We start from the raw sequence: 19233 nt of genomic DNA, 5'->3' as shown, positions 1-19233 counted from the left end.
ATCCTGTGCGCACCTGGCAGATGGCCAGGGCTAGACAGTGAGAGGTGGGGCGCCCGGATGAGCGCCCCCGGTCTTGCTTGCGATGACATGAAGCGAGCTTGAGATACGGCGCTTACTTCAGGTAGCCACCTTGCTTCATAGCCCGCTCTGCCTGCGCCTGTGATGTTTTCAAGGCGGCATCAATCGTCGTCTTGCCCGTCAGCGCACCCGCCATGGCCTGGCCAACCACAGTACCGATGGACTGGAACTCCGGAATGGTGGCGAACTGCACGCCGATATACGGCACCTTCTTTACCGTCGCATCGGTCGGGTTGGCGGTTTCGATGGACTGCAGCACAAAGCTCGCGAACGGCGCGGCCTTCTGGTACTCCGGCGAGGCGTAGGTGGACTTGCGCGTACCCGGCGGGACCGAGGCCCAGCCCTTGTCCTTGGCGACCAGCTGGATGTATTCCTTGCTGGTGGCCCAGGCGGCGAACTTCTTGGCGGCATCCTGCGACTTGGACGACTTGGGGATCGCCAGCGACCACATCCACAGCCAATGCGCGCCCTTGGGCGAGGTGGCGATCGGGGCCGGGGCAAACGCTACCTTGTCCGATACCTTGGATTCCGCGCCGTTGTAGAGCATGCCGGCCGCGACGGTCGCGTCGATCCACATACCGCATTTGCCGCTGGCAAACAGCACCAGGTTCTCATTAAAGCCGTTGCCGCTGGCGCCTGGAGGGCCGTACTTGTTCAGGATGTTCACGTACTGGGTGACGGCGGCCTTCCACTCGGGCGTATCGATGGTGGGCTTCCAGTTCTCGTCAAACCAGCGGCCGCCATTGCTGTTCACCATGGTGCCCAGCAGGGCCATGTTCTCGCCCCAGCCGGCGCGGCCGCGCAGGCAGATGCCGTACTGGCCCTTACCGGGGTCATGCAGCTTGGCGGCAAAGCCTTCCAGGTCCTTCCAGGTTGGTTCCGCCGGCATTTTCAGGCCCTTGGCCTCGAACAGGTCCTTGCGGTAGTAGGTCATCGAGCTTTCGGCATAGAAGGGCACGGCGTACAGCTTGCCGTTGTAGGACAGCCCGTCGCGTACGGTCTTGATCACGTCGTCCACATCGTAGCTCGCCGGCATGTCCAGCCCGGCTAGCCAGCCACGCTTGGCCCAGATCGGGGCCTCGTAGGCGCCGATGGTCATCAGGTCGAACTGGCCGCTATTGGTGGCGATATCGGTGGTCACGCGCTGGCGCAGCACGCTTTCTTCCAGCACCACCCACTTGAGGGTGATGTCCGGGTTGGCGCTCTCGAACTGCTTGGAGAGCTTCTGCAGTTCGATCATGTCGGGGTTGTTGATGGTGGCGATCGTCACCGTGGCGGCGCTGGCCAGGCCGCTTGCGCCCATGAGCGCGGTGGTGAGGGTGGCCAGCAGGTGCTTTCTGTTCATGTTGTCTCGTCTCCGGAAGGTGTTGTGCTGCCGCACCGAGCTGGTGCGAGCCGACCTTGCGGCCGGCCGGGTTCGCCTGCTTGTTGTAGACCCGGCCTGCCTGCACGATCTGGCCGGGAAAAGCTGCCTTCTTGTCTCGTTCGTGATCGAAAGTTCATCAAAATCGGCCAATTTCTGCATTGTTTACAGATCATTGGCTTTTGTTGATTTCGATCATATGCTCATCGAGTGAGCAAATATTTGATCCTTGAGATGATGAAGTCAAGCTTTTGCTCTAGGATTGAGCAAGTGTTTTGTTGTGCGTTGCACTAGCCTGGTGCGCAGGAAAAACGCAGGACCATGCCGCCATGCGGCTAAGATCACGCTGCTGCAGCGCAGCATGGCAAGCAGGAAAATGTTCGGGGATAAGTGGGTATGTCGCGACAACAAGAAAAACTGGACCAGGCGGCGAGGGCGGCCTGGCTGTATTACGTAGCCGGCAAGACGCAGCACGAGATTGCCGAGCACCTGGGCATCTCGCGCCAGATCGTGCAACGGCTGGTGGCCTTTGCCAGCGAACAGGGCCTGGTACGGGTGAGGATCGAGCACCCCATCTCGGATTGCCTGACCCTGGCCCAGGACGTTGCCAAGCGTTACGGCCTGAGCCACTGCCATGTGGTCCCCACCGATGGTCACGACCCGGAAGCCCTGCAGCGCATGCTGGCCGTGGCCGGTGCCGAGATCACCGAGCAATACCTGGCGTCCGAAGCCCCCCTGGTCATGAACGTCGGCTCCGGCCGTACCCTCAAGGCGGTGATCGACGAACTACCGCATATCGAACGCCCACAGCACCGCATCGTCTCCATGGTCGGCGCCATTGCTGCAGACGGTGCCTCCAACCGCTACGACGTCGCCCTGCGTGCGGCGGACAAGACCGCCAGCAAATACTTCATGCTGCCTGCCCCGCTGATCGCCGACAGCGCCGACGACCGCCGCCAATGGGCCGGTAATCGCGTCTATCGGGTGGTCAGCGAACTCTCGGCGAATGCCGACCTCACCTTGGTCGGCATCGGCTCGGTTGGCCTCGGCTGCCCGCTGCATGAGGATGGCTTCCTGAACACCGAGGAAATCCAGCAACTGGTCGCCGAAGGTGCCGCCGGCGAAATGATCGGCCACGTCCTGGACGGCCAGGGTCGTCCGCTGACATCACCCATCTGCCAACGCGTGACCAGCCTGCAACTCCCCAAGCCCGCGCAACGCACGGTCATCGCCTTTGCCGGCGGGCCGGGCAAGCACAAGGCGATACAGGCGGTGCTCAATGGAGGCTGGCTGTCAGGGCTGGTGACGGATGAGGCGACGGCGCGGGTGGTGTTGGGTTAGGTGCTCCGGGGGCGAAGGTTGCTCTCTGCATAATCACTTCTTAGATTGTGCGAGTGCCTACCATTTCAGGCTTTAGATAAGCTGATCTTTTGGGTCAAGGTCGGTTCTACTCTATTGCTACGTCATCCATTGGGAAGCATCTAGAGTTACCTGTGGCGTGGGATCAGTTGCAGCAATGGCATCAAAGTCTGCATAGCGTCCCCACCATTCATTGATATAAAGCTTTTCGGTGGTTCCAAATGTAAGGTAGTACCCAACTGGAACATGCTGATCCTGATTAGCTGGCGACATGACGGCAACCGCAAGTAAGCCGAATATGATTCGATCACTGAGCCGTACAGTTCCTTTTGTTATCTCGATTCTGGTGAGTCTTGGTGGACCATTTGCATCGCGGAACAACTCGAAACCTTCAGGTAACGCTTGCCCGTGACCGTGGCTGCATCGATGTATGCCATAGATGATATCTGCAATATCCGGCTTTCCCCCTGGCGCCTTGGGGCGTTCGACGTTTACTGGAAAGCGCGTCTCAATCAAGTTCAATCCTGGCGCTCCCATAGGGCCAAGAATTGGGTAGTGCTCTCGGAGTAGTCTGGTAAATCTGGCATTGCTTCCTTCCTTTGGGTATAGCTTTTTCGCAGTACCGTCTATCGCATTGCATGCATGCAGCATGGCAGAGTCAAGATCGCCGCCACCCCAGTCCTCAATTGACTTGCGTACCGAATTGCCAACGTTCATGTTCGATCCCTCCAGTAGCCAATAGAGTCTAGATAGGGCCTATTGTAGAGGGCTGTTAGCCATCGCAACTCATGCTATCTAGTGCGTAGGGCGCCCTACCACGGCAGCAGTTGTCTTGGCCTTTGTACCTGTAGTCGCCACGCTGGGCCGACCGTCAGACTCCATGGAACTTCCCTTGCCATTCCTCTGACTGAACTGGGGCGTCAATCGGCGCGGCTTACACTACGATTCATGGCGGAGCCTTCGCGCCATAGGGCTGCGCCCGACCATTTCCCAACGGTGCGACGCTCCCATAACGCAGGGCAGGCATTCGGCTTGCTCCACGACTTCCATCCCCCTAGGAGTGATCAACATGGCCAAGAACACGATCTGCCTGTGGTACGAACACGATGCGGAAGCGGCCGCACGCTTCTATGCCGATACTTTTCCCGATAGCAGTGTGGGCGCTGTCCACCGTGCGCCATCCGACTACCCCAACGGCAAGGTGGGGGATGCGCTGACGGTTGAATTTACCGTTGCGGGCATTTTTTCCTAGCTTGGTAAATTGTCAAAACACAGACCGTGGATCCGCTATAACGTAGTACCTACGGGCTTTTCTGACGTAAAAGGTGCTTCTTTGCCCGGGGGTGTTATGACAAGACATGCGTGACAACCTTTGGCGAGAGACTCATGGGGTTAAGCGTTCGACAATTTCATGGCCAGCTGCTTGTGTCTGGTCATGACGAGCTTGGTACGGGGTTCACTACCACTATTTCGGGATTGCTCGTTCTTGGTGAGGACTTAGAGAGATTTCTCAACCCAATCATTGAGGGCATTCGCCTCAAGCGCACATCAACGGCCAGGTCTAACCTCCGTCATTTAAGTACGCTGGGCGAAGCCATGAGTGCGCTACACGTAACTTCTTTACCCGTCAGTGAGTTTGGTTGGCAAGAACTGATCCGAAGCATTCACTATTTCATAATTACCCGGCCTGGTTCAACTGCCACGTTAAAAACTCGTATCTCTTGCGTCTGGCTGGCAATAAGAGGATTCTTGAATAATTTAGTAGAGGCGGGAGTAATTCCGGTTTCAGTATATATGCCACCTGTAAGGGAGGCTTTAGAATGCTTAGATATTTCTTCTTACCAAGAAATGTTGATTGGTCAAAAGTCATCTACCAAAGTAAAAGCAACTGAAAAAATTGAAAAGCTATTATGTTCTGTTTCATTGGCGCGAACGGATGCTGAGTACCTTGATGAAATTCGTGACACGCTTGCTGCTCGCAGACATCTCCTATTCGAAACACTGGTAGGTTATTGGCGACAGATAAAAGCCAATTTCGAGTTTGGGCGAATGCTACGTGAGTCTGTAGTCTGGTGTGACCTAAAGCCACTAGTCGAAAATTATCCCTTAGGTGGACCTAAAAATCATCCAGCTAACCCTGCAATTAGTATCAGAGGCTTGGCGAACTACTTGTCAGTAATTCAAAATGAATATGATGGCTGTCCGCCGTCGGACGATGATTTACGAAAATTCAAACGGAATTTTGAGTGCCTACCTCGTTTATCCAATATCCCCTCAATTTCTACTTGGGCTATTAATCATGACGCACCAGGTGCTCCATACGGTCGCCAAGGCTGGTCTGAAAGAAATGTATTGTGGTGGTGGCAGGGAAGAATTAGTCATTTCGATGTAAGTATAGTAAGTGCACTTTTAATAATGTTACATCCATCTTGGACACCGTCATCAATAATGTTGGCGAGGGTTGAAAATCGTAGGGGAAAGCTTTATCTCGATCTCTCCGACAAGGGGCATGTATATGAAGTAGAGAAGCCTAGAGCGAAAGAGATGAAAGCGGAAGCGCTGACTCCATTGGCCTTCGAGATCATAAATACTCTAGTCCGAGAAGGGGAAGAGCTTCGGCAAACACTCCGAGATAATGGGGACCCTAAATCCTCACTGTTGTTCTTGCCGTACGGAAAAACAAAAGTCGCAGCTCCCTTACCGTCAGGCGCCGCCGCTTTCTTGAGTGGTTCGGTAGCGGCAAGGAGTGATCTTTGCCATGTTTGGATCGGCTCGATTAATCCAGAACTGGTTTCTGGCGGCTTAGATATTGGCACAATCAGCTTTGCAAAGATTCGTAACACCGAAGGCGTCCTAGAGTGGTTTCGAACAAAGAGCTTAAAATCCGTAGCCAGAAAGTTAGGTAACTCAGAAAAGGTAGTTCTACAGCACTACATTCCCAAGCCGATTCTCGATGCTTGGAACACGCGCATGATTAGGCGATTCCAGAATCTATGGATTTCAGTGGCTGCGGCCAATGAGCAGTTCTTATTGGAAGTTACAGACTTTTCAAGCTTGATGGATCTTCATGCTTTCTTAAAAGATATTCTCCAGCTGCACGCACCCACAGATTCTCCCTTGGCAGAAATGCTTCATCAGCGGTTCGATATACAGGTAAATGTTGAGTCTAGTGAAATTAAAAAAGTGGATTGCGACAATGCATTACTTCATGTTGCCATAAGCAGGAGCACGCTTTCTGCGCTGTATTCTTATCAAGCAACAGTGCTGCATCTTGGTTTGTCGGATGCTGTTCTCGATAAGCCAGACTTATTGACGGGACTATCTCCTAGGCAATTCATAACGCTGACTGATCTCTTGCAGTCCCAGTTACCAAAAGATAAAAACCCAGAATACGTAGCTTGCCACGAGGAAGCACTCCGGGTATCAGCTGAGCTATCAAACCGAATTACCTGGCGACAATTATTTATAGTTTGACTTATGCAAAAATTTCCCATGTCATTTTCAACTTTAGAGCGGTGCCAAGCTCTGGCGCTGATCGATGAGGTTCGATCAGCCACCGTTATATATGAGGGAAATTTTACTTCGCCTTGGCTATTGTCCCCACTCCATGATCCAGTTTGGCGGATAAGCAAGGGGGAGGAGACAAGAATTGTGGATGGTAAACTCATTAATTACTATGAGCATAATTGGGCTGCCATGCTTTATGGCGGAACAAATATTATTGATTCAGATAATAGGCAATTGTTGTATGGAATACAGCGATTGGCATTTCTTGCTAGAGAGCTGCCGGGAGGGCCCAAAACCCTAACAACATTTAAAAATTTTCTATGGAGTTTAAATCTCCTTGTTCGTTGGGCTTTTCTAAATGGGGAAGTACTCAATCCCAGGCAGTACATACTAACGAAGTTAACATTGCAGAATTTTGTAGATTTCTTCTCGGGTCTTGGCAATGGAGGCACAGTATTCGCGCTTAGGTATCCGGAACGAATTTTGGGGGCGATCTTCCCAATGGCACTCGGACGAGCACCTTCGATCGAAGAGTTAGAAAACCCACTATGCCTTAATAGGGAGGACTGCGTTGAGGTTGCGAAATGGTTGGAAGAGCAAGGTGCCCTTGTTAGGGTGAAAAGATCCAGTGATGGCAATGTGTTTGTCAAGCGTGGCTTTCTAGCGAAAATGATTGGTGTGGATGCCAATACTCTACGCGGAGGGCCACGCTGGGGCGCCTTCCTCGGGCAGTTTTCGCTGTTTCATGTGCCATTTGAACAGATATTCAACAAAATTGAAGCCCGCGGTCGGCGGGAATATCCATCTCAAAAAGCCATGTCTATGGCTGATGCCAGTGTTGCTGGTGTTTCGGAAAAAACGCTGTCCAAGTATTTTGAAGATATTCGAATTATTGCTTCTTTACATAGACATCTTCCAGACGTGTGTCCCGACCCGGTTCAATTTAGACCAGCATACCTTCGTAAGGTAATTGTTGAAGTTAGCAGCGTATCAAACCATACCCCCTGGATCCCACTTCCGATTGCTATAAATTATACAACCGAGGCGCTCCGGTGGGTCCATGTTTATGGAGATGACCTAGTATCACTCTTCCTTACAACCTATGAGAATTTATACGGCCGGGGTCTTCTTGTGTCGGCTCCAATTCCGAATATGGAAAATCCGACCGCATCTGATTACATCGCTGCACACAGAGCGCTCTCCAAAGCCCGCGAGCAATACGTCTCATTGCTTTCCATTCCCGATTCCTTGATACCACTCGACCTCACTGGTTGGGGGCCCTATATTCACTTGGATGGAAAAAAGGGAGTTGTGAAGCTACAAAAGGCGCCGTCGTACAATGATGCTCTCATGGTTCTTATTGGCGCTATATCAATAGTGATCGCAATGGTAAAGCCGATGCGTGAGTCTGAGCTTCGAGCACTGAAAACTGATTGCCTTACTTTTGTGAGTGGAGATGGCTACTGGCTCTCTCAGGATTTACGAAAGAGGAATATCGGTGATATTCGCCCAATTGACGCACGTCCTATACCTACCGTTGCCGCGAAGGCCATTCAATTACTCAGACGCCTGACGGATGGGCTAAAGAGAATTACTAAAGTTACAGATCCATGGCTGCTAAATAGCCTAATGACATTTCCAAGTTTTGGACGGTACGAAGCCAAGATTGCAGAGGTTATATCCCCTGGCCAGTTTAATGCACTACTCGATGCCTTCTGTGACTATGTGGCTTTACCGCCGGACCATGCGGGACGTCGTTGGTATCTCCGTATTCATGAGATGCGGAAAAGTTTTTTGATCACTTTTTTTTGGACATTTCGATTCGCTAGTCTCGATGCGGCTAGATGGATGGCAGGCCATGCGGACGCATCGCAGGTTTATGCATACATCCAGGCCAATTTCCCTGGAGAGGAACTACCAGGTCTGGAGGCGGACTATGCTGCGCAGGTATTGAGGGACTACGAGCAGAGTGGAACCACGCAGGGGGTAAATCATGTTGCTGAACTTTACCAAGCGGTTTGCGACCATTTCTCTGTCCGTGACGTGTCTTGGATCGATGAAGTTTTGCTCAAGGAGTGGCTCGAGTTGCAATTTGAAGTTAAGGAATTTCAAATCATTCCTTATTCAATTAAAAGTCACGATGGAGGCGTTGTTACGGAAATCGCTTTTAGAGTGACATCGTTAACAGATATGGAAAAAAATCATGAATAATCGAGATAATGTTTATGCTCGCTTTTTAATTTTGAAGAAGGGGTTGCTTGGACAGGAAGCGGTTTCAACCGTACTGCTGAAAGCTTGTAAATCGCAAGGGGCTTTCGCCAAGCTAAATTGGCCAGAGAAAGGAATTGTTCCGATTGCGCTCAATACACTGAAGTCCAAAGCAGATGAGGCGGTAGAAGATGGCGGTTGGCGTAAGCTCGATGAAATGAGAAAGGCGTATCTAGTTGTGGGGCAGGGCAAGGTTTTTCGGAAATCTAATACTAGGAGCCGTATTGCCGAATGGAGATCCCAACTCAGAATCGTGGAGAGCGCTCTCGAGATGGAGCGTCGTTACCGCATACGACTGCAAGTTGCTTATGAGGCGTTGCTTGGCAGAGTGAGAGTTTTGGCGACAGATGATCCGGACTTGGCCCACTTTGTAAATCGACACGTCGAAGGCTTCTCTTTCAAGCGACTGTCAGTTGTATCTACGGTGGACACCAAGACAAATGACTAAGAAACTTTTCCATTTAATGAACAATGTAGATATTAGTCATGATGCTCTTTACAATTCGATTGGGAATGTCTATTCGGTCCGTCGAGAGTTGGTACTTGCCACTTTCGCGGTTAGCTGGCCAGATGGTACTCCGTGTAGTCTAGTTGAGATATATTTGATTTCTCGATTTCGCAGTGGTGCAACTGTTAGAGAAGATGGTGGTAGTTTGAGGGCTATCGTCTCGAAATTGACTCATCTTATTCGTTATTGCTGGGATGCTAAGAGAGATTTTTGGGAATTAGATGATGGTCATATCTACCAATTTGTGGTTAATCTCATGGAGGAGGTAAGGCCTGCGGAGCCCATGATTAGAGTGCGTGACAATAATACTGTCCGTAACATTGTCGCTGCTGCTGTTGAGTTCCTATTGTGGCTTCAGATTGAAATGCTTCCTGGTGTTAATTTGATAGGTGTTGGTTCGAGTTATAGGATCAAGCTCGTAGAACGTAGGGTTTTAAATGCTAGAAATAATAAATACAACATTTCATTGGTGTATCCTCGATTGCCACCCAGGGATACAAAAGAGCCAAAGCATCCTATAAGCAATGAGAGGAGAAATTTACTCTGGCAGGCCGTTGGAAAACTTGCCGGCACAAATTTGGTGATGCCTGGTTGGTCAAAAGGCGTTGATAATTCTAGACTGTTGCTGAGATATTTAAAAGAGCGACGGGAGTTATTGCTTGAGTTGCTTGAGGCGACTGGGGCTAGACCTGGAGAGCTGTCTAGATTGAGCGTTTCAGATAATGAGGATTGCTACAAAAATCAGGAATTAGTTCTTACAACCTTGAAACGACGTAGAGATGTAAAGCGCGTGATTAAGCTGCAATCTGGTGTTGCTATGCGCCTAACCGTTTTCATAAATAAAAATCGGGCAGATCTTCTGGGTGAAATAAAAAAAAGAACAAAAAATTTAGATTCCAAAGATTTCGTTTTTTTAAGCATTTCTGGATCGCCGATGTCAGAGAGGTCGATGGTTTCTGAATTCTGCCGAATTTCAAAACTTGCGGGTTTTTCGGAATACCAAAGTTGCATGTCTATGTTTAGGCATAGGTATATTACTAAGCAGGTGGCTATTCATCTTGGAATATATCTAGGTGAGAATAATAAAGTTAAAGAGTTGATGTCCGATGGTGATTATCGATCTATTTTGAAAAGGGTTGCTGCTACTACCGGACACGGATCCGAATTGAGTTTGTTGAATTATCTGGACTTGGCTTGGGATGAATTGGGGGCCTTAGGTCAGGTAAGCAGTGCGGTTGCAATTGATGCTTCTATTCGGAGCGCAGTTACTCAAGTTATTTCTTTAACGGAGAGTTTGAATGTGCTAGCGGACAAAAAAAGTGGCGATCATGCCATGGAAACATTGGAGGTTTTGAGAAGATTGCAGCTAGAAATTCAATCTGCGCTGAATGAATCAAGGGGCTAGAAATTTAGTCAGTCGGATATTATTCGAGATCGAAGTTATTTATTATGCGTCGATCGATAACATCGAGAATGCTATATAGGTGAAAGTCAACCTAAATTAAAAATTAGGTGCTGGTGACCGTGTTTATGCAGCTTGCTGTACATTCGTTTGTTTTGAAGAGAGATTGCTCTTACTCAAAAACTACACCCTGACGGTTATAGATGTCTGGATGCATGCACGGAGTGGCTAAATCGTTGATGTCACCACCTTGTTCCAGGTGTGCAGCAATCCAAAGTGGCTTGCGGCCACGACCGGACCATGTTGCGCTGCCATCCTTAGAGCGATATTTTCCGGCTACTGGCTGACCCGCTCTGGACCCCTTTAGGGTTGCGTCGGCACCGAGTAGATCTTTGAGATCAAATCCTCGCTCTGCTACCAGGCGCTTCAGAGCTTCAAGGGCCTGGTACTTTTCGGAAGATTGACGCTTGGGTATTTCGGATACAACCTTTTTTGACAGATCGTAGAGTTGCGGAAGAGAAAGTTGAGCCAGGTCGATTGTCATTACGTTCTCTCGGAAATTTTGGACATTTGTTTGTAGCAAGAGATCGGTTGCGTGCCTACGAGTAGCTCTCCATGTGTGACCGAACACCCACTCCCTCGCCCATGGGAACTCCAGGATGTAATCCTTGGGGCATACTAAGTCGCTGACTGACTTCCGAGTGGTCCCCTCCAATACGCAGGTTAGGCTTGATGCGGCCGAAAGAGGCGGTGTAGCGCGCCTTGTTTGGGCATAAAATCCACTCCTTATTCGCCTAAGTGAATCCATCAATAATCAGTCTAGAATTGCTGAATCGCCGAAATGCGAGGGCTCTACGGTGCTGTCTTTGTCAGGTAAGTCGCATATTGAAGTTGGAGTAGGTTATGACGTCGGGAGTGACGTGCTCCGCACAGAGGATCAAGCGGTTCGACCTGCTGAGACAGCTGGTAAGACTTCTTTTAGTTACTTGCATCCGCGGATGTTCCTGTGGATATTTAGCCTGACCTTAATCCAATTAAGCAGGAGGTTGGTCGTTTCGCTCTAGATAACAACCAGAACTCAAATACCTTGATCATCAGCAACGCTCAACGGAGAAGACCAACTCTTTAAATAGCGCCGTGTCCTGCATGGCTGGTTTCGCTGCGACCCGCTTCTGTTCTTGAATGTGAAGAAGCTACGACAGTCGTCTGGCCGCGTTCTGCACTCTGATGGGGAATGGCCGAACTTCCGATCTTTCTCAAAAGTACCAAATCTGCGTTTCGGAGCCAAGCCGTACAATTAGCGTGATCCTTGCGACGCTCCCTTACTCAACAAGGGGGCAGTGAAGTGTTGTAATTCCCACGGCGGGCAGCCCCACTTACGCCATTGATTGCTCAGCCGCTCCTGCCGATAGCTCTCGAAGTCATGTCGATAAGCGCTGAGGCCCCCTTTGCCGGAAGTGGCTTGCACACTCGGCCTAGTGGCCATGTACAACCAGGCGTCGAACTCCGCCCGAAAAGGTTGCGGTAGTTCCTGCAGATAGACATGTGGCCGTTTGCCATCGCTGTCTACATCGAAGCTATCAAAGTCGCGCAAGGGCGTCATATCGATGTTTGCGTAGTCCATATCGGCGTTCTCTTCTCTCGTTATCTAAAATACTTTAGCGTTGAATAAATATGCAGTCGCCGAAAGTCGCCTTGTTGGTCTTATTCATCTTCTAGTTACTTCACGTGATAATGCCCCGAATTTTTCCAATAATTAGCTTGATCTGCGTGGAGGAGACGACAGGTAAACGCGAGAGGCTCGGCTTTTCTACTGCCTGGTGTTGTATTGCGTCTTCCGGCAAAACGGGGTCGTGCAGTCGTGGTACTCCTCGAGCCAGGCTACGCGAGCCTCTCCTCCTGCGGATTTCCCGAATTGCCCCGCATTCTCTAGTTACCTTACGTGCCTCAAACCGAGGCCCACCAGGAGGTGCCATGAACAAGCAGCAGCTCTACGCAATTGAATTTAAGAAAAGCCGCTCTAAGTTTCATCTTTTCGCTTGGAGCCGCGCGCCCTATAGACCTTCTTACGAGCATTTAGTAGCCGTTGATCGCGCCAAATTTGCATTGGACTGATCGTTGCCTGTGGGCTCAAGCGAAAGAGCCAGTCTTCCTGCTTAAGTGCACGTAGCACCTTGATTAAGGTCGACAAGGTGGAGCCTCTACCTGCCTCCAAGCCCTTCACAGCACCTCTGCTTACCGCTGCAAGTTCTGCTAGCTGAACTTGGTCTAGCCCCACCTGAAATCGCAATCGCCGAATTTGTTCGCCGACTTCGCGCTCATAGTCACCAACCGACCTGGCGATTGCCGGTAGAGTCAGATTGTTGGCCATTGTGTAGCTTTTCCTGTTCTAGGGTCAGAAATCTGGCCTTACTGAGATTTCAGCAATGGCAGCAACGCCGTCAGCGAATCTATTTGCTGCGTAGAGCACTGTTGTTCGATTGATCGCGCAATTTGTATCGCATGAAGGCCCGCTTTACTCGGGCCAGTGACGTCAGCTTCTAGAGTGTCGCCAACAAAGAGCACTTCAGAAGCAGCGAGTTGGAGGCGCTCCAGCAGCCATTGATAGACCTTGGGCTCAGGCTTTGCTGCGCCAATCTCAAACGACCAACCGTACAAATCCAGCGCGGGCAACAATGCTCGTATCGGAATGGCATAGGGTGCCGCGAGGTTTGAGCAAAGTCCGACGATCAATCCCATATGTTTCAGTTGCTGGATGACAGGGAGCGCATCTTGATAGAGTTGGATCGAAGTTAGTTCTTCCCAGAGCGACTGTTCCCACTCCGCAAGTAGTTCGGTCGGCGGGCGCATCCCGAATAATTGGGCGGCTCCAGCGATGCCAACTGCGTGCGTAAGTAACTGGAGCGCATCATCAGGTTTCGGGCGACGCCCCTGGGCTCTCATCCATCGCATCAAGCCCAGGTAGGGGGATCTTTGTTCTGAGATTTTGGCTACGGTACCAAATACGTCAAAGATTACGGCTTTAATTGGCAAGATTATTTTATGCCCGTTCGTGATTTCGGACGGCCATGATGCTTCGGCATGAGCATGAGCATGAGCATGAGCATGAGCATGAGCATGAGCATGAGTAGATGTACTGAAACCTACACCATAAATTCTTCTGGTACCTGCCAAATCGCATAACTGGGTTGTTTCGTCAAAAGCTGCAGATAGTCTGTAATGTCGCTATCCGACGGCAGATTCGATGTTGAATAACGTGTGCCGTTATCTAGTTCATAGATTAATTCTGATGTAGTGCTGTAAAAATCATAGGCATAAATGGCCTTTAAGGGGCTGATGCTCCAGTCTTGAGTTAAGTTCAGGTTTGGCGGCGAAAGCAGTTCAATCTTATCTACTTTATATTCCCCCTCCGATTCTCCCTCTATCAAGCGACGTATTTGTGAATAGTGGTTGTACATTCGCTGAGTATATTGATGCTCTGCATCCACCAACCATGTTAGCGTCACAAGGTAGATAGGAAAGTCTGAATCAAAATTAACCCAGTTCCAGCCAGTACCGACTCCTGGCTCGAATGGCGTTGCAATACTGCATACTTCAGTTACAAACATCGGCTTCTTTCAACTTCCTAAAACATTCTTTGTTGGTTGCTTCAGCAACCCTGTTCTTAATATCGGACTGTGTCAGTGCGACTGTGTTTTCCAACGCCCGATTACAAGCAGAAAAAGGAGCTTGGAATTTCGACGGGGCGTCATCCCTCGACTAAGGCTTGCATCCTTGCCACCCACGTTTCGCCTACAGCTCGGTTTGGTAAGACGGCGCCATAACGGGGGGTTTCTGGATTGCGGACATGAAATATCAGTGCGTGCCCCGTTTCATGTTTGCTCACTCTTGCATTGTTATTGATCGGGGTTCTCGTAACGGTAGTTTCATTCTTCCAACGAATCTGGCAACCCGTTACATCAGACAGGTCATATAGATCAACGTAATCATCTTGCAGGTTGAAGAAAGCTATCTTTCTGATTCTGCTATCTACCAAGACGCCAAACAATGCGTAATCCGCCTGGAAGCCCTTCAGTGCCAGGCAAGCTCTGGCTGCTGCATCGCGCTTGGCAAGGCGCTTGTTCTGGTCCACAGAGGCGTAGAAGGCCCCGATGAAGGCGCCGACGACAAATGCTGCGCCGCCATCAAACCCTAGCATCAGGCCAACGACACCCGCTACGGATCCGAGTACCAGGCCATAAATGACAATTTGCACCATCGCCGGCCACCGGCTGGGTACCAGGAAGTTGGGCAAACCAGCGGCAGGTGATAGTTCCATCACGCGGACACCATCCGCAGTTTCATCAAGGTAGACCCGTTGTAGCGCCATGTTCTGATCTCTTTAGCCGTGGTTCGTGATGAGGCATTCACTACTCGCCAGTGGTTGAGTAGTACGAATGTCTTTGCTCGATCGGGATTCACTCCCTTTGACCTTCTTGGGCTACATACCGACGCATTTACCTAAGTACAGCTCACTGTTCTTAGGCCTTCTCTTGAGCACGACTTAGGGCTGCAACGTGCTGATGTCACACCGATTAAGCCGCATTGGGAATGCAAGGGTACGTAATGCGACTACATGATAGTCGTATTGCGACCTCGTGTGAATGCGGTATACCGGCAAAAGTTACGTCTGGCGACTACAACGGGCACGTAAAGCGTGACACGCAAGACGGAATCAGATGATCCGACCAAGGATCGATCGCACGCACTCGCGCTTAAAGTAGGTCGGGCCATCGCTGCTCGACGCACAGCGTTGGGGCCGGGATATAGCCAAGAATGGCTGGGCGAGCGGGTTGGCCTAAGTAAGCAGACGATCAGCCGCATTGAGAGCGGACGGATTCCTTCCACCATCTACCGCATCAGCCAGATCTGTGATGTGCTTGGTTGTAGCTTGGGCGAGCTCTTGGATGACGCCCGACGCGTAGAGGGGGCGGAGGCCTTGGAAGTTCTGGCTCTGTTCAGCAAGCTAGATGGCAAGCAACGAGCAGCGGCACTTCGCATTGTTCGAGAGTTCGTGCGGGCGGCTAGCGATGTTGACGATTGAAGTGACTAACACCACAAAAGTCGGCTATTGATCGATCATTGCTACTGACCAAGGCCAAGCAGGGCTTGCTTCCATCGCTTCAATACGGGCTTCTCGGGGGCCACTACATGGCCCATGATGTTCTGACTTTTAGAAGAGCTCTCGCGTCTCATCTATTCCATCCTCCTTGTCGATCAGGAAGTCTTGAGGCACCTCGGTCCTCTTCAGCATTTCAAAGAACTCGGACCAATCACCAACGTTGTTGCACCGGCCAAGTTCAAGTTGACTTGAATTTTCGGCGAGCGTGGAATCAGCCACACTTAACACAATTTGAGTGTGGCCCGTCGGTGTAGTGGGTTTGTCTGAGTGGAGATGGTGTGGTGGCTTAGGCATTGAGGCACTCTAGAGCTCCTCTACTCATTGTGCCAGCTCACCCGGACGTAGGTGTCGCTACCAAGCAGGAGCGCAGTGGTCCCGCTCTTCGTTGCTTGATGTACTTCCTTCGCAACGTGCACTGGCAGGAACCCACACATCCGGAGATCAGGCGCACCAATTTAGGTGAGAATTTAGATACATCGAACCAACAGCGTTCGCAATATTGCAATATTGCAATCTTGTACCACATGAACGATACTTTGCTTAACAAAGTGGCATTTTTGCAATCTTCATCTAGTTGATTGCTGGGAATTCAATAAATATTGCATTAGTGCAATATTGTTGGTCGGGCTAGCGAGCATGGAAAGGGAGTCAATGGAGCAGATCACTACCGCTGAGGCCATCGGGAGGATGATCCGTCTGACCCGTGACGCTCAGGGTATCACTCAAGAGGACCTTGCCCTCGATCTCGACATAGCCCCAAGTACCTTGGTACGGATAGAAGCGGGTAAGCTCGCCCAGCCCATCCATACTCTACTAAAGGCCATGGACCAGCTAGGAATCAGACTCTACCTGGAGTCCCCATCCGAACTGAGCGAGGGTAAGAGCAACGTCCGTTCCAGAGCAAGAAAGTCAGCGCTTGGGAATTCAGGGCTGCTCCTGGCAATGATCTCCGGACGGCCCAAACCCTCTTCCGCCCAGCTGAAGGCGATGCAGAATGCAGATTCGATGAGTGCTAAGGCTGCAGAGGCCAAGAAACCAAGAGCAGCAAAGAAGGAGGCTCCGCCACCTGTAGCAACTCGGCCAGCAAAGGATAGGCGATGACTGCTGAAGTTGATCATGGAGTGCCCGCCAGGGTACTGGAGGTTTCCGGCGACGAGGGATTAATTGGATATCTGATCGAGCAGAACAACCTGTGGGCTTTCCGGTACACGGAACAATGGTCCGCAAGCGGACACTACGACTTAGCGCCGACGATCCCCCGATCGGTGATTGAACACCGGGATGGTGTAAACGAACGGCCAGTCCAGTTCTTTTTCGACAATCTTTTGCCGGAAGGTGAGGCTCGCACCTACTGGGCGAATAAGGTAGATGTAGCGGACGCTAATACTTTTGGGCTGCTAGCCGCCTATGGTAAAGAGTCGATCGGTGCACTTACTCTACTCAAGCCTGGCGAACAAATTGAGGCGCCCGACGTCCGACCGCTCACCGATGAAATGCTCGCGAGGCGCATAGCTGCACTCCCATCGATGCCTGAGGATGATGCAGCGCCTAAACGAATGTCGATACCGGGGGCGCAGTTTAAGTTTGCCGCCACGATGATCGAGGGCCGCCTATATGACCCAATTGGTAGTTGGCCCTCGACACACATCCTCAAACCCAACATTAAGGGCGACTTTTACGAAAATTCTGCCATCAACGAATGGGCGGTGATGTTGATGGGACTTGGGGCTCTGCAAGGAGTTGCCATGGTCGAATTTAGGCCAGACCCTAGCCCTTACTTGTTGGTAACTCGATTTGATCGGGACTATAGACCACCTGATTTTTCGGACCGTGAGCCTTGTCTTCGTCGGCATGTCGTCGATGGCTGCCAGATGTTAGGCATCGACCGAGAATACAAATACAAGCAGGCTACCATAGAGACGCTCAAGAAGCTAATTTCGCTGTGCCCTAAGAAGTCCGAAACGAGGAATCGTCTCTTCGATTGGCTGGTTTTCAATGCCCTTGTTGGCAATGGGGACAATCACCTTAAGAACATTTCCTTCTTCCCCGCTAAAGGCGGGTACGAGTTGACCCCGTGGTATGACCTAATCTCTACCGGGGTGTATCAGATCACAAAGCCTGGCGCCAATGACATCAACGCAAGGGACTGGAGAGAGAAGGAGGAGTTGGTTTTCCCTATAGGGAAGGCGAAGTACTTTAGAGATGTGACCTTTGAGGACTTCATGCTACTCGCCGACGAAATGGGTATCCCTGCGCGATATGCAGCCAGGCGCCTTGAGATACATTTGGATATGGTTGTCAGGGTTGGAAATATAGTGCTCACATCTGTCGAAAATCAGGAAGGCCCAAAAGTGAACCGCGAGGAGCTGAAGCTGCTAAAGCGGCTTGTAAACCTCGTAGTCAAGCGGATGGTCGACCAGCTTTTGAACAGCAAGCCCACACTTGAGTAAAGAGTGTTTGTCGCTACTTGCGCAACTTGGTGCCCTAACCGCACTTGCAGCCTCATCCAAGGCTAACCCTCAATGAGTTGAGAGCGGCTCATCATATGATAGAGCGAGAATGCTTGGCACTCGCCTACCACTCGGCCTTGCGATAGTGAATTTTGGCTTTCCGTGCGATGCTTGGGTCAAAAAGGCACTGGTCCTCGAACGTCTCCAGGCCCAGCATTACTTTCATACGTGCCGCTGTCTGCGAAAGGCGCTTCTGTGTGATCAGCGTCGAGCGCAAGGCCCCATCCCGCACAATTTGATCGCGCATTGCAGCCTGTAAGCGGAAAACAAGACGGACTTTTGCCATCGCTCTTTCTCTACCAGGGAGATTTATGGCCGCGATAGAGGCTCAGATTGTTGGTGACGTCAGCGACGGTTTGGGTCTCGTACCCTGAGGCGGGTGCGTCAAATACCTCAAGTCCCCAGGTGGGTCTCCCTATTTACGCCAGCGATTGCTCAGCCGCTCCTGAAGATAGCCTTCGAAGTCATGCCGATGGGCTTCGGAGACTTGCACTAGCGGTCGTGTGGCCATGTGCAACCGTTACCAATTTGCTGGAAACGGGCCCCTGCAGATATTTATGTTAAATACGCTTCGGCAGTATGCATGGTCACGCCGTAATCGGGAAATTTTTAGAAGTACTCGTCGTCAAACTCACCTAGTTTGGAACGGACGCGCTGGGGCCCACCCTCAAGATCTATCAAGCTGTCATCTGGGATCGGTACTAGAACCCCGAGCAAATCCAACACCTGGAACGTCACTAGGTAAGTCGCAATCCTTACAGTCGGGTCTCCAAGCTCTAGTCGACCGATCGTCTGATGCGTCACGCCGACGCGCGCAGCAAGTTCGGCTTGGGATAAGCGCATCTGACGTCGGCGCTTAGTAACCGCCTTACCCCAGGCGTCAAGGCGATTGAGTACCTTAGGAGCGATCATATCTGCAGTTAGACTCCGCTTCGACATGATGATATGTGCGTATTTACATGCCTTAATGTAATCCATATCATCTGCGGCAGCAATCTGATCGGTTACCCGTTAGAACTTGCAGGTCCTGTATCGCGATCACATCACCTGAGTCAGTAGCAAGCACGTGCATTTTTA

General features: G+C 50.9%; 20 protein-coding genes and 1 pseudogene. 11 read left to right on the top strand and 10 right to left on the bottom strand.

Annotated elements, in window-relative coordinates:
- Nucleotides 1–112 precede the first annotated feature (112 nt).
- Complete coding sequence (locus ACYVHK_RS10875; RefSeq protein ID WP_460531231.1) at nucleotides 113–1423, bottom strand: ABC transporter substrate-binding protein; 1311 nt, start codon at nucleotides 1421–1423, stop codon at nucleotides 113–115.
- On the opposite strand from ACYVHK_RS10875, the gene ACYVHK_RS10870 reads away from it, so the two are divergent.
- Both ACYVHK_RS10870 and ACYVHK_RS10865 read left to right on the top strand, forming a co-directional pair.
- Complete coding sequence (locus tag ACYVHK_RS10870) at nucleotides 1422–1655, top strand: hypothetical protein (protein WP_460531228.1); 234 nt, start codon at nucleotides 1422–1424, stop codon at nucleotides 1653–1655. The genes ACYVHK_RS10875 and ACYVHK_RS10870 overlap by 2 nt on opposite strands.
- A gap of 182 nt (nucleotides 1656–1837) precedes the next feature.
- Nucleotides 1838–2782 carry a sugar-binding transcriptional regulator gene (locus ACYVHK_RS10865; protein WP_460531225.1) on the top strand — a complete coding sequence of 315 codons (945 nt, stop codon included), beginning with the start codon at nucleotides 1838–1840 and terminating at the stop codon, nucleotides 2780–2782.
- 117 nt (nucleotides 2783–2899) lie between these two features.
- Here the strand turns inward: ACYVHK_RS10865 and ACYVHK_RS10860 are convergent, their stop codons facing one another.
- A complete protein-coding gene (locus ACYVHK_RS10860; protein WP_460531222.1) occupies nucleotides 2900–3517 on the bottom strand; it encodes a hypothetical protein in 618 nt (205 codons plus the stop codon).
- A gap of 352 nt (nucleotides 3518–3869) precedes the next feature.
- Here ACYVHK_RS10860 and ACYVHK_RS10855 point away from each other — a divergent pair, with 352 nt between their 5' ends.
- From ACYVHK_RS10855 to ACYVHK_RS10835, 5 genes are all read left to right on the top strand, one after another.
- Nucleotides 3870–4052, top strand: coding sequence for a VOC family protein (locus ACYVHK_RS10855; protein ID WP_460531219.1), 183 nt, complete (start codon nucleotides 3870–3872; stop codon nucleotides 4050–4052).
- 110 nt (nucleotides 4053–4162) lie between these two features.
- Nucleotides 4163–6274, top strand: coding sequence for a hypothetical protein (locus ACYVHK_RS10850; protein WP_460531216.1), 2112 nt, complete (start codon nucleotides 4163–4165; stop codon nucleotides 6272–6274).
- A 177-nt stretch (nucleotides 6275–6451) separates the two neighbouring features.
- The gene (locus ACYVHK_RS10845) at nucleotides 6452–8518 is read left to right on the top strand and encodes a hypothetical protein (protein WP_460531213.1); all 2067 of its coding nucleotides are present in this window, start codon (nucleotides 6452–6454) and stop codon (nucleotides 8516–8518) included.
- Nucleotides 8511–9023: a hypothetical protein gene (locus ACYVHK_RS10840; RefSeq protein ID WP_460531210.1), complete on the top strand. Its 513-nt coding sequence runs from the start codon at nucleotides 8511–8513 to the stop codon at nucleotides 9021–9023. The genes ACYVHK_RS10845 and ACYVHK_RS10840 overlap by 8 nt, the downstream gene beginning before the upstream one ends.
- Complete coding sequence (locus ACYVHK_RS10835) at nucleotides 9016–10488, top strand: tyrosine-type recombinase/integrase (RefSeq protein ID WP_460531207.1); 1473 nt, start codon at nucleotides 9016–9018, stop codon at nucleotides 10486–10488. The genes ACYVHK_RS10840 and ACYVHK_RS10835 overlap by 8 nt, the downstream gene beginning before the upstream one ends.
- Nucleotides 10489–10657: 169 nt before the next feature.
- On the opposite strand, the gene ACYVHK_RS10830 is transcribed toward ACYVHK_RS10835, so the two are convergent.
- Both ACYVHK_RS10830 and ACYVHK_RS10825 read right to left on the bottom strand, forming a co-directional pair.
- Nucleotides 10658–11029: an H-NS histone family protein gene (locus tag ACYVHK_RS10830; RefSeq protein ID WP_460531204.1), complete on the bottom strand. Its 372-nt coding sequence runs from the start codon at nucleotides 11027–11029 to the stop codon at nucleotides 10658–10660.
- Nucleotides 11030–11782: 753 nt separating this feature from the next.
- Nucleotides 11783–12109: a hypothetical protein gene (locus ACYVHK_RS10825; protein WP_460531201.1), complete on the bottom strand. Its 327-nt coding sequence runs from the start codon at nucleotides 12107–12109 to the stop codon at nucleotides 11783–11785.
- A 350-nt stretch (nucleotides 12110–12459) separates the two neighbouring features.
- On the opposite strand from ACYVHK_RS10825, the gene ACYVHK_RS10820 reads away from it, so the two are divergent.
- Complete coding sequence (locus ACYVHK_RS10820; RefSeq protein ID WP_460534070.1) at nucleotides 12460–12600, top strand: hypothetical protein; 141 nt, start codon at nucleotides 12460–12462, stop codon at nucleotides 12598–12600.
- A 52-nt stretch (nucleotides 12601–12652) separates the two neighbouring features.
- On the opposite strand, the pseudogene ACYVHK_RS10815 reads toward ACYVHK_RS10820, so the two are convergent.
- The 4 genes and pseudogenes from ACYVHK_RS10815 to ACYVHK_RS10800 all read right to left on the bottom strand — a co-directional run.
- A pseudogene (locus tag ACYVHK_RS10815) lies at nucleotides 12653–12856 on the bottom strand (helix-turn-helix transcriptional regulator); the annotation flags it as partial.
- Between the two features lie 38 nt (nucleotides 12857–12894).
- Nucleotides 12895–13518, bottom strand: a complete 624-nt coding sequence (locus ACYVHK_RS10810; RefSeq protein ID WP_460531198.1) for an HAD family hydrolase — start codon at nucleotides 13516–13518, stop codon at nucleotides 12895–12897.
- A 110-nt stretch (nucleotides 13519–13628) separates the two neighbouring features.
- Entirely contained in the window at nucleotides 13629–14093 is a 465-nt protein-coding gene (locus ACYVHK_RS10805) for a hypothetical protein (protein ID WP_460531195.1), read from the bottom strand.
- Between the two features lie 140 nt (nucleotides 14094–14233).
- Nucleotides 14234–14854, bottom strand: coding sequence for a hypothetical protein (locus ACYVHK_RS10800; RefSeq protein WP_460531192.1), 621 nt, complete (start codon nucleotides 14852–14854; stop codon nucleotides 14234–14236).
- Between the two features lie 327 nt (nucleotides 14855–15181).
- On the opposite strand from ACYVHK_RS10800, the gene ACYVHK_RS10795 reads away from it, so the two are divergent.
- The 3 genes from ACYVHK_RS10795 (at nucleotide 15182) to ACYVHK_RS10785 (ending at nucleotide 18096) form a co-directional block, all read left to right on the top strand.
- Entirely contained in the window at nucleotides 15182–15568 is a 387-nt protein-coding gene (locus ACYVHK_RS10795) for a helix-turn-helix domain-containing protein (RefSeq protein ID WP_460531189.1), read from the top strand.
- Between the two features lie 714 nt (nucleotides 15569–16282).
- Entirely contained in the window at nucleotides 16283–16747 is a 465-nt protein-coding gene (locus ACYVHK_RS10790; protein ID WP_460531186.1) for a helix-turn-helix domain-containing protein, read from the top strand.
- Nucleotides 16744–18096 carry a HipA domain-containing protein gene (locus ACYVHK_RS10785; RefSeq protein ID WP_460531183.1) on the top strand — a complete coding sequence of 451 codons (1353 nt, stop codon included), beginning with the start codon at nucleotides 16744–16746 and terminating at the stop codon, nucleotides 18094–18096. Before ACYVHK_RS10790 ends, ACYVHK_RS10785 begins: the two co-directional genes overlap by 4 nt.
- Nucleotides 18097–18220: 124 nt before the next feature.
- Here ACYVHK_RS10785 and ACYVHK_RS10780 read toward each other — a convergent pair whose 3' ends face one another.
- Nucleotides 18221–18442 carry a hypothetical protein gene (locus ACYVHK_RS10780; protein WP_460531181.1) on the bottom strand — a complete coding sequence of 74 codons (222 nt, stop codon included), beginning with the start codon at nucleotides 18440–18442 and terminating at the stop codon, nucleotides 18221–18223.
- 323 nt (nucleotides 18443–18765) lie between these two features.
- Complete coding sequence (locus ACYVHK_RS10775; protein ID WP_460534047.1) at nucleotides 18766–19068, bottom strand: helix-turn-helix transcriptional regulator; 303 nt, start codon at nucleotides 19066–19068, stop codon at nucleotides 18766–18768.
- Nucleotides 19069–19233 lie beyond the last annotated feature (165 nt).

The organism is Chitinimonas naiadis (genome assembly GCF_054780835.1).
The sequence above is the reverse complement of the archived record's forward strand: the minus strand, read 5'-3'. Positions and strand labels throughout refer to the sequence as shown.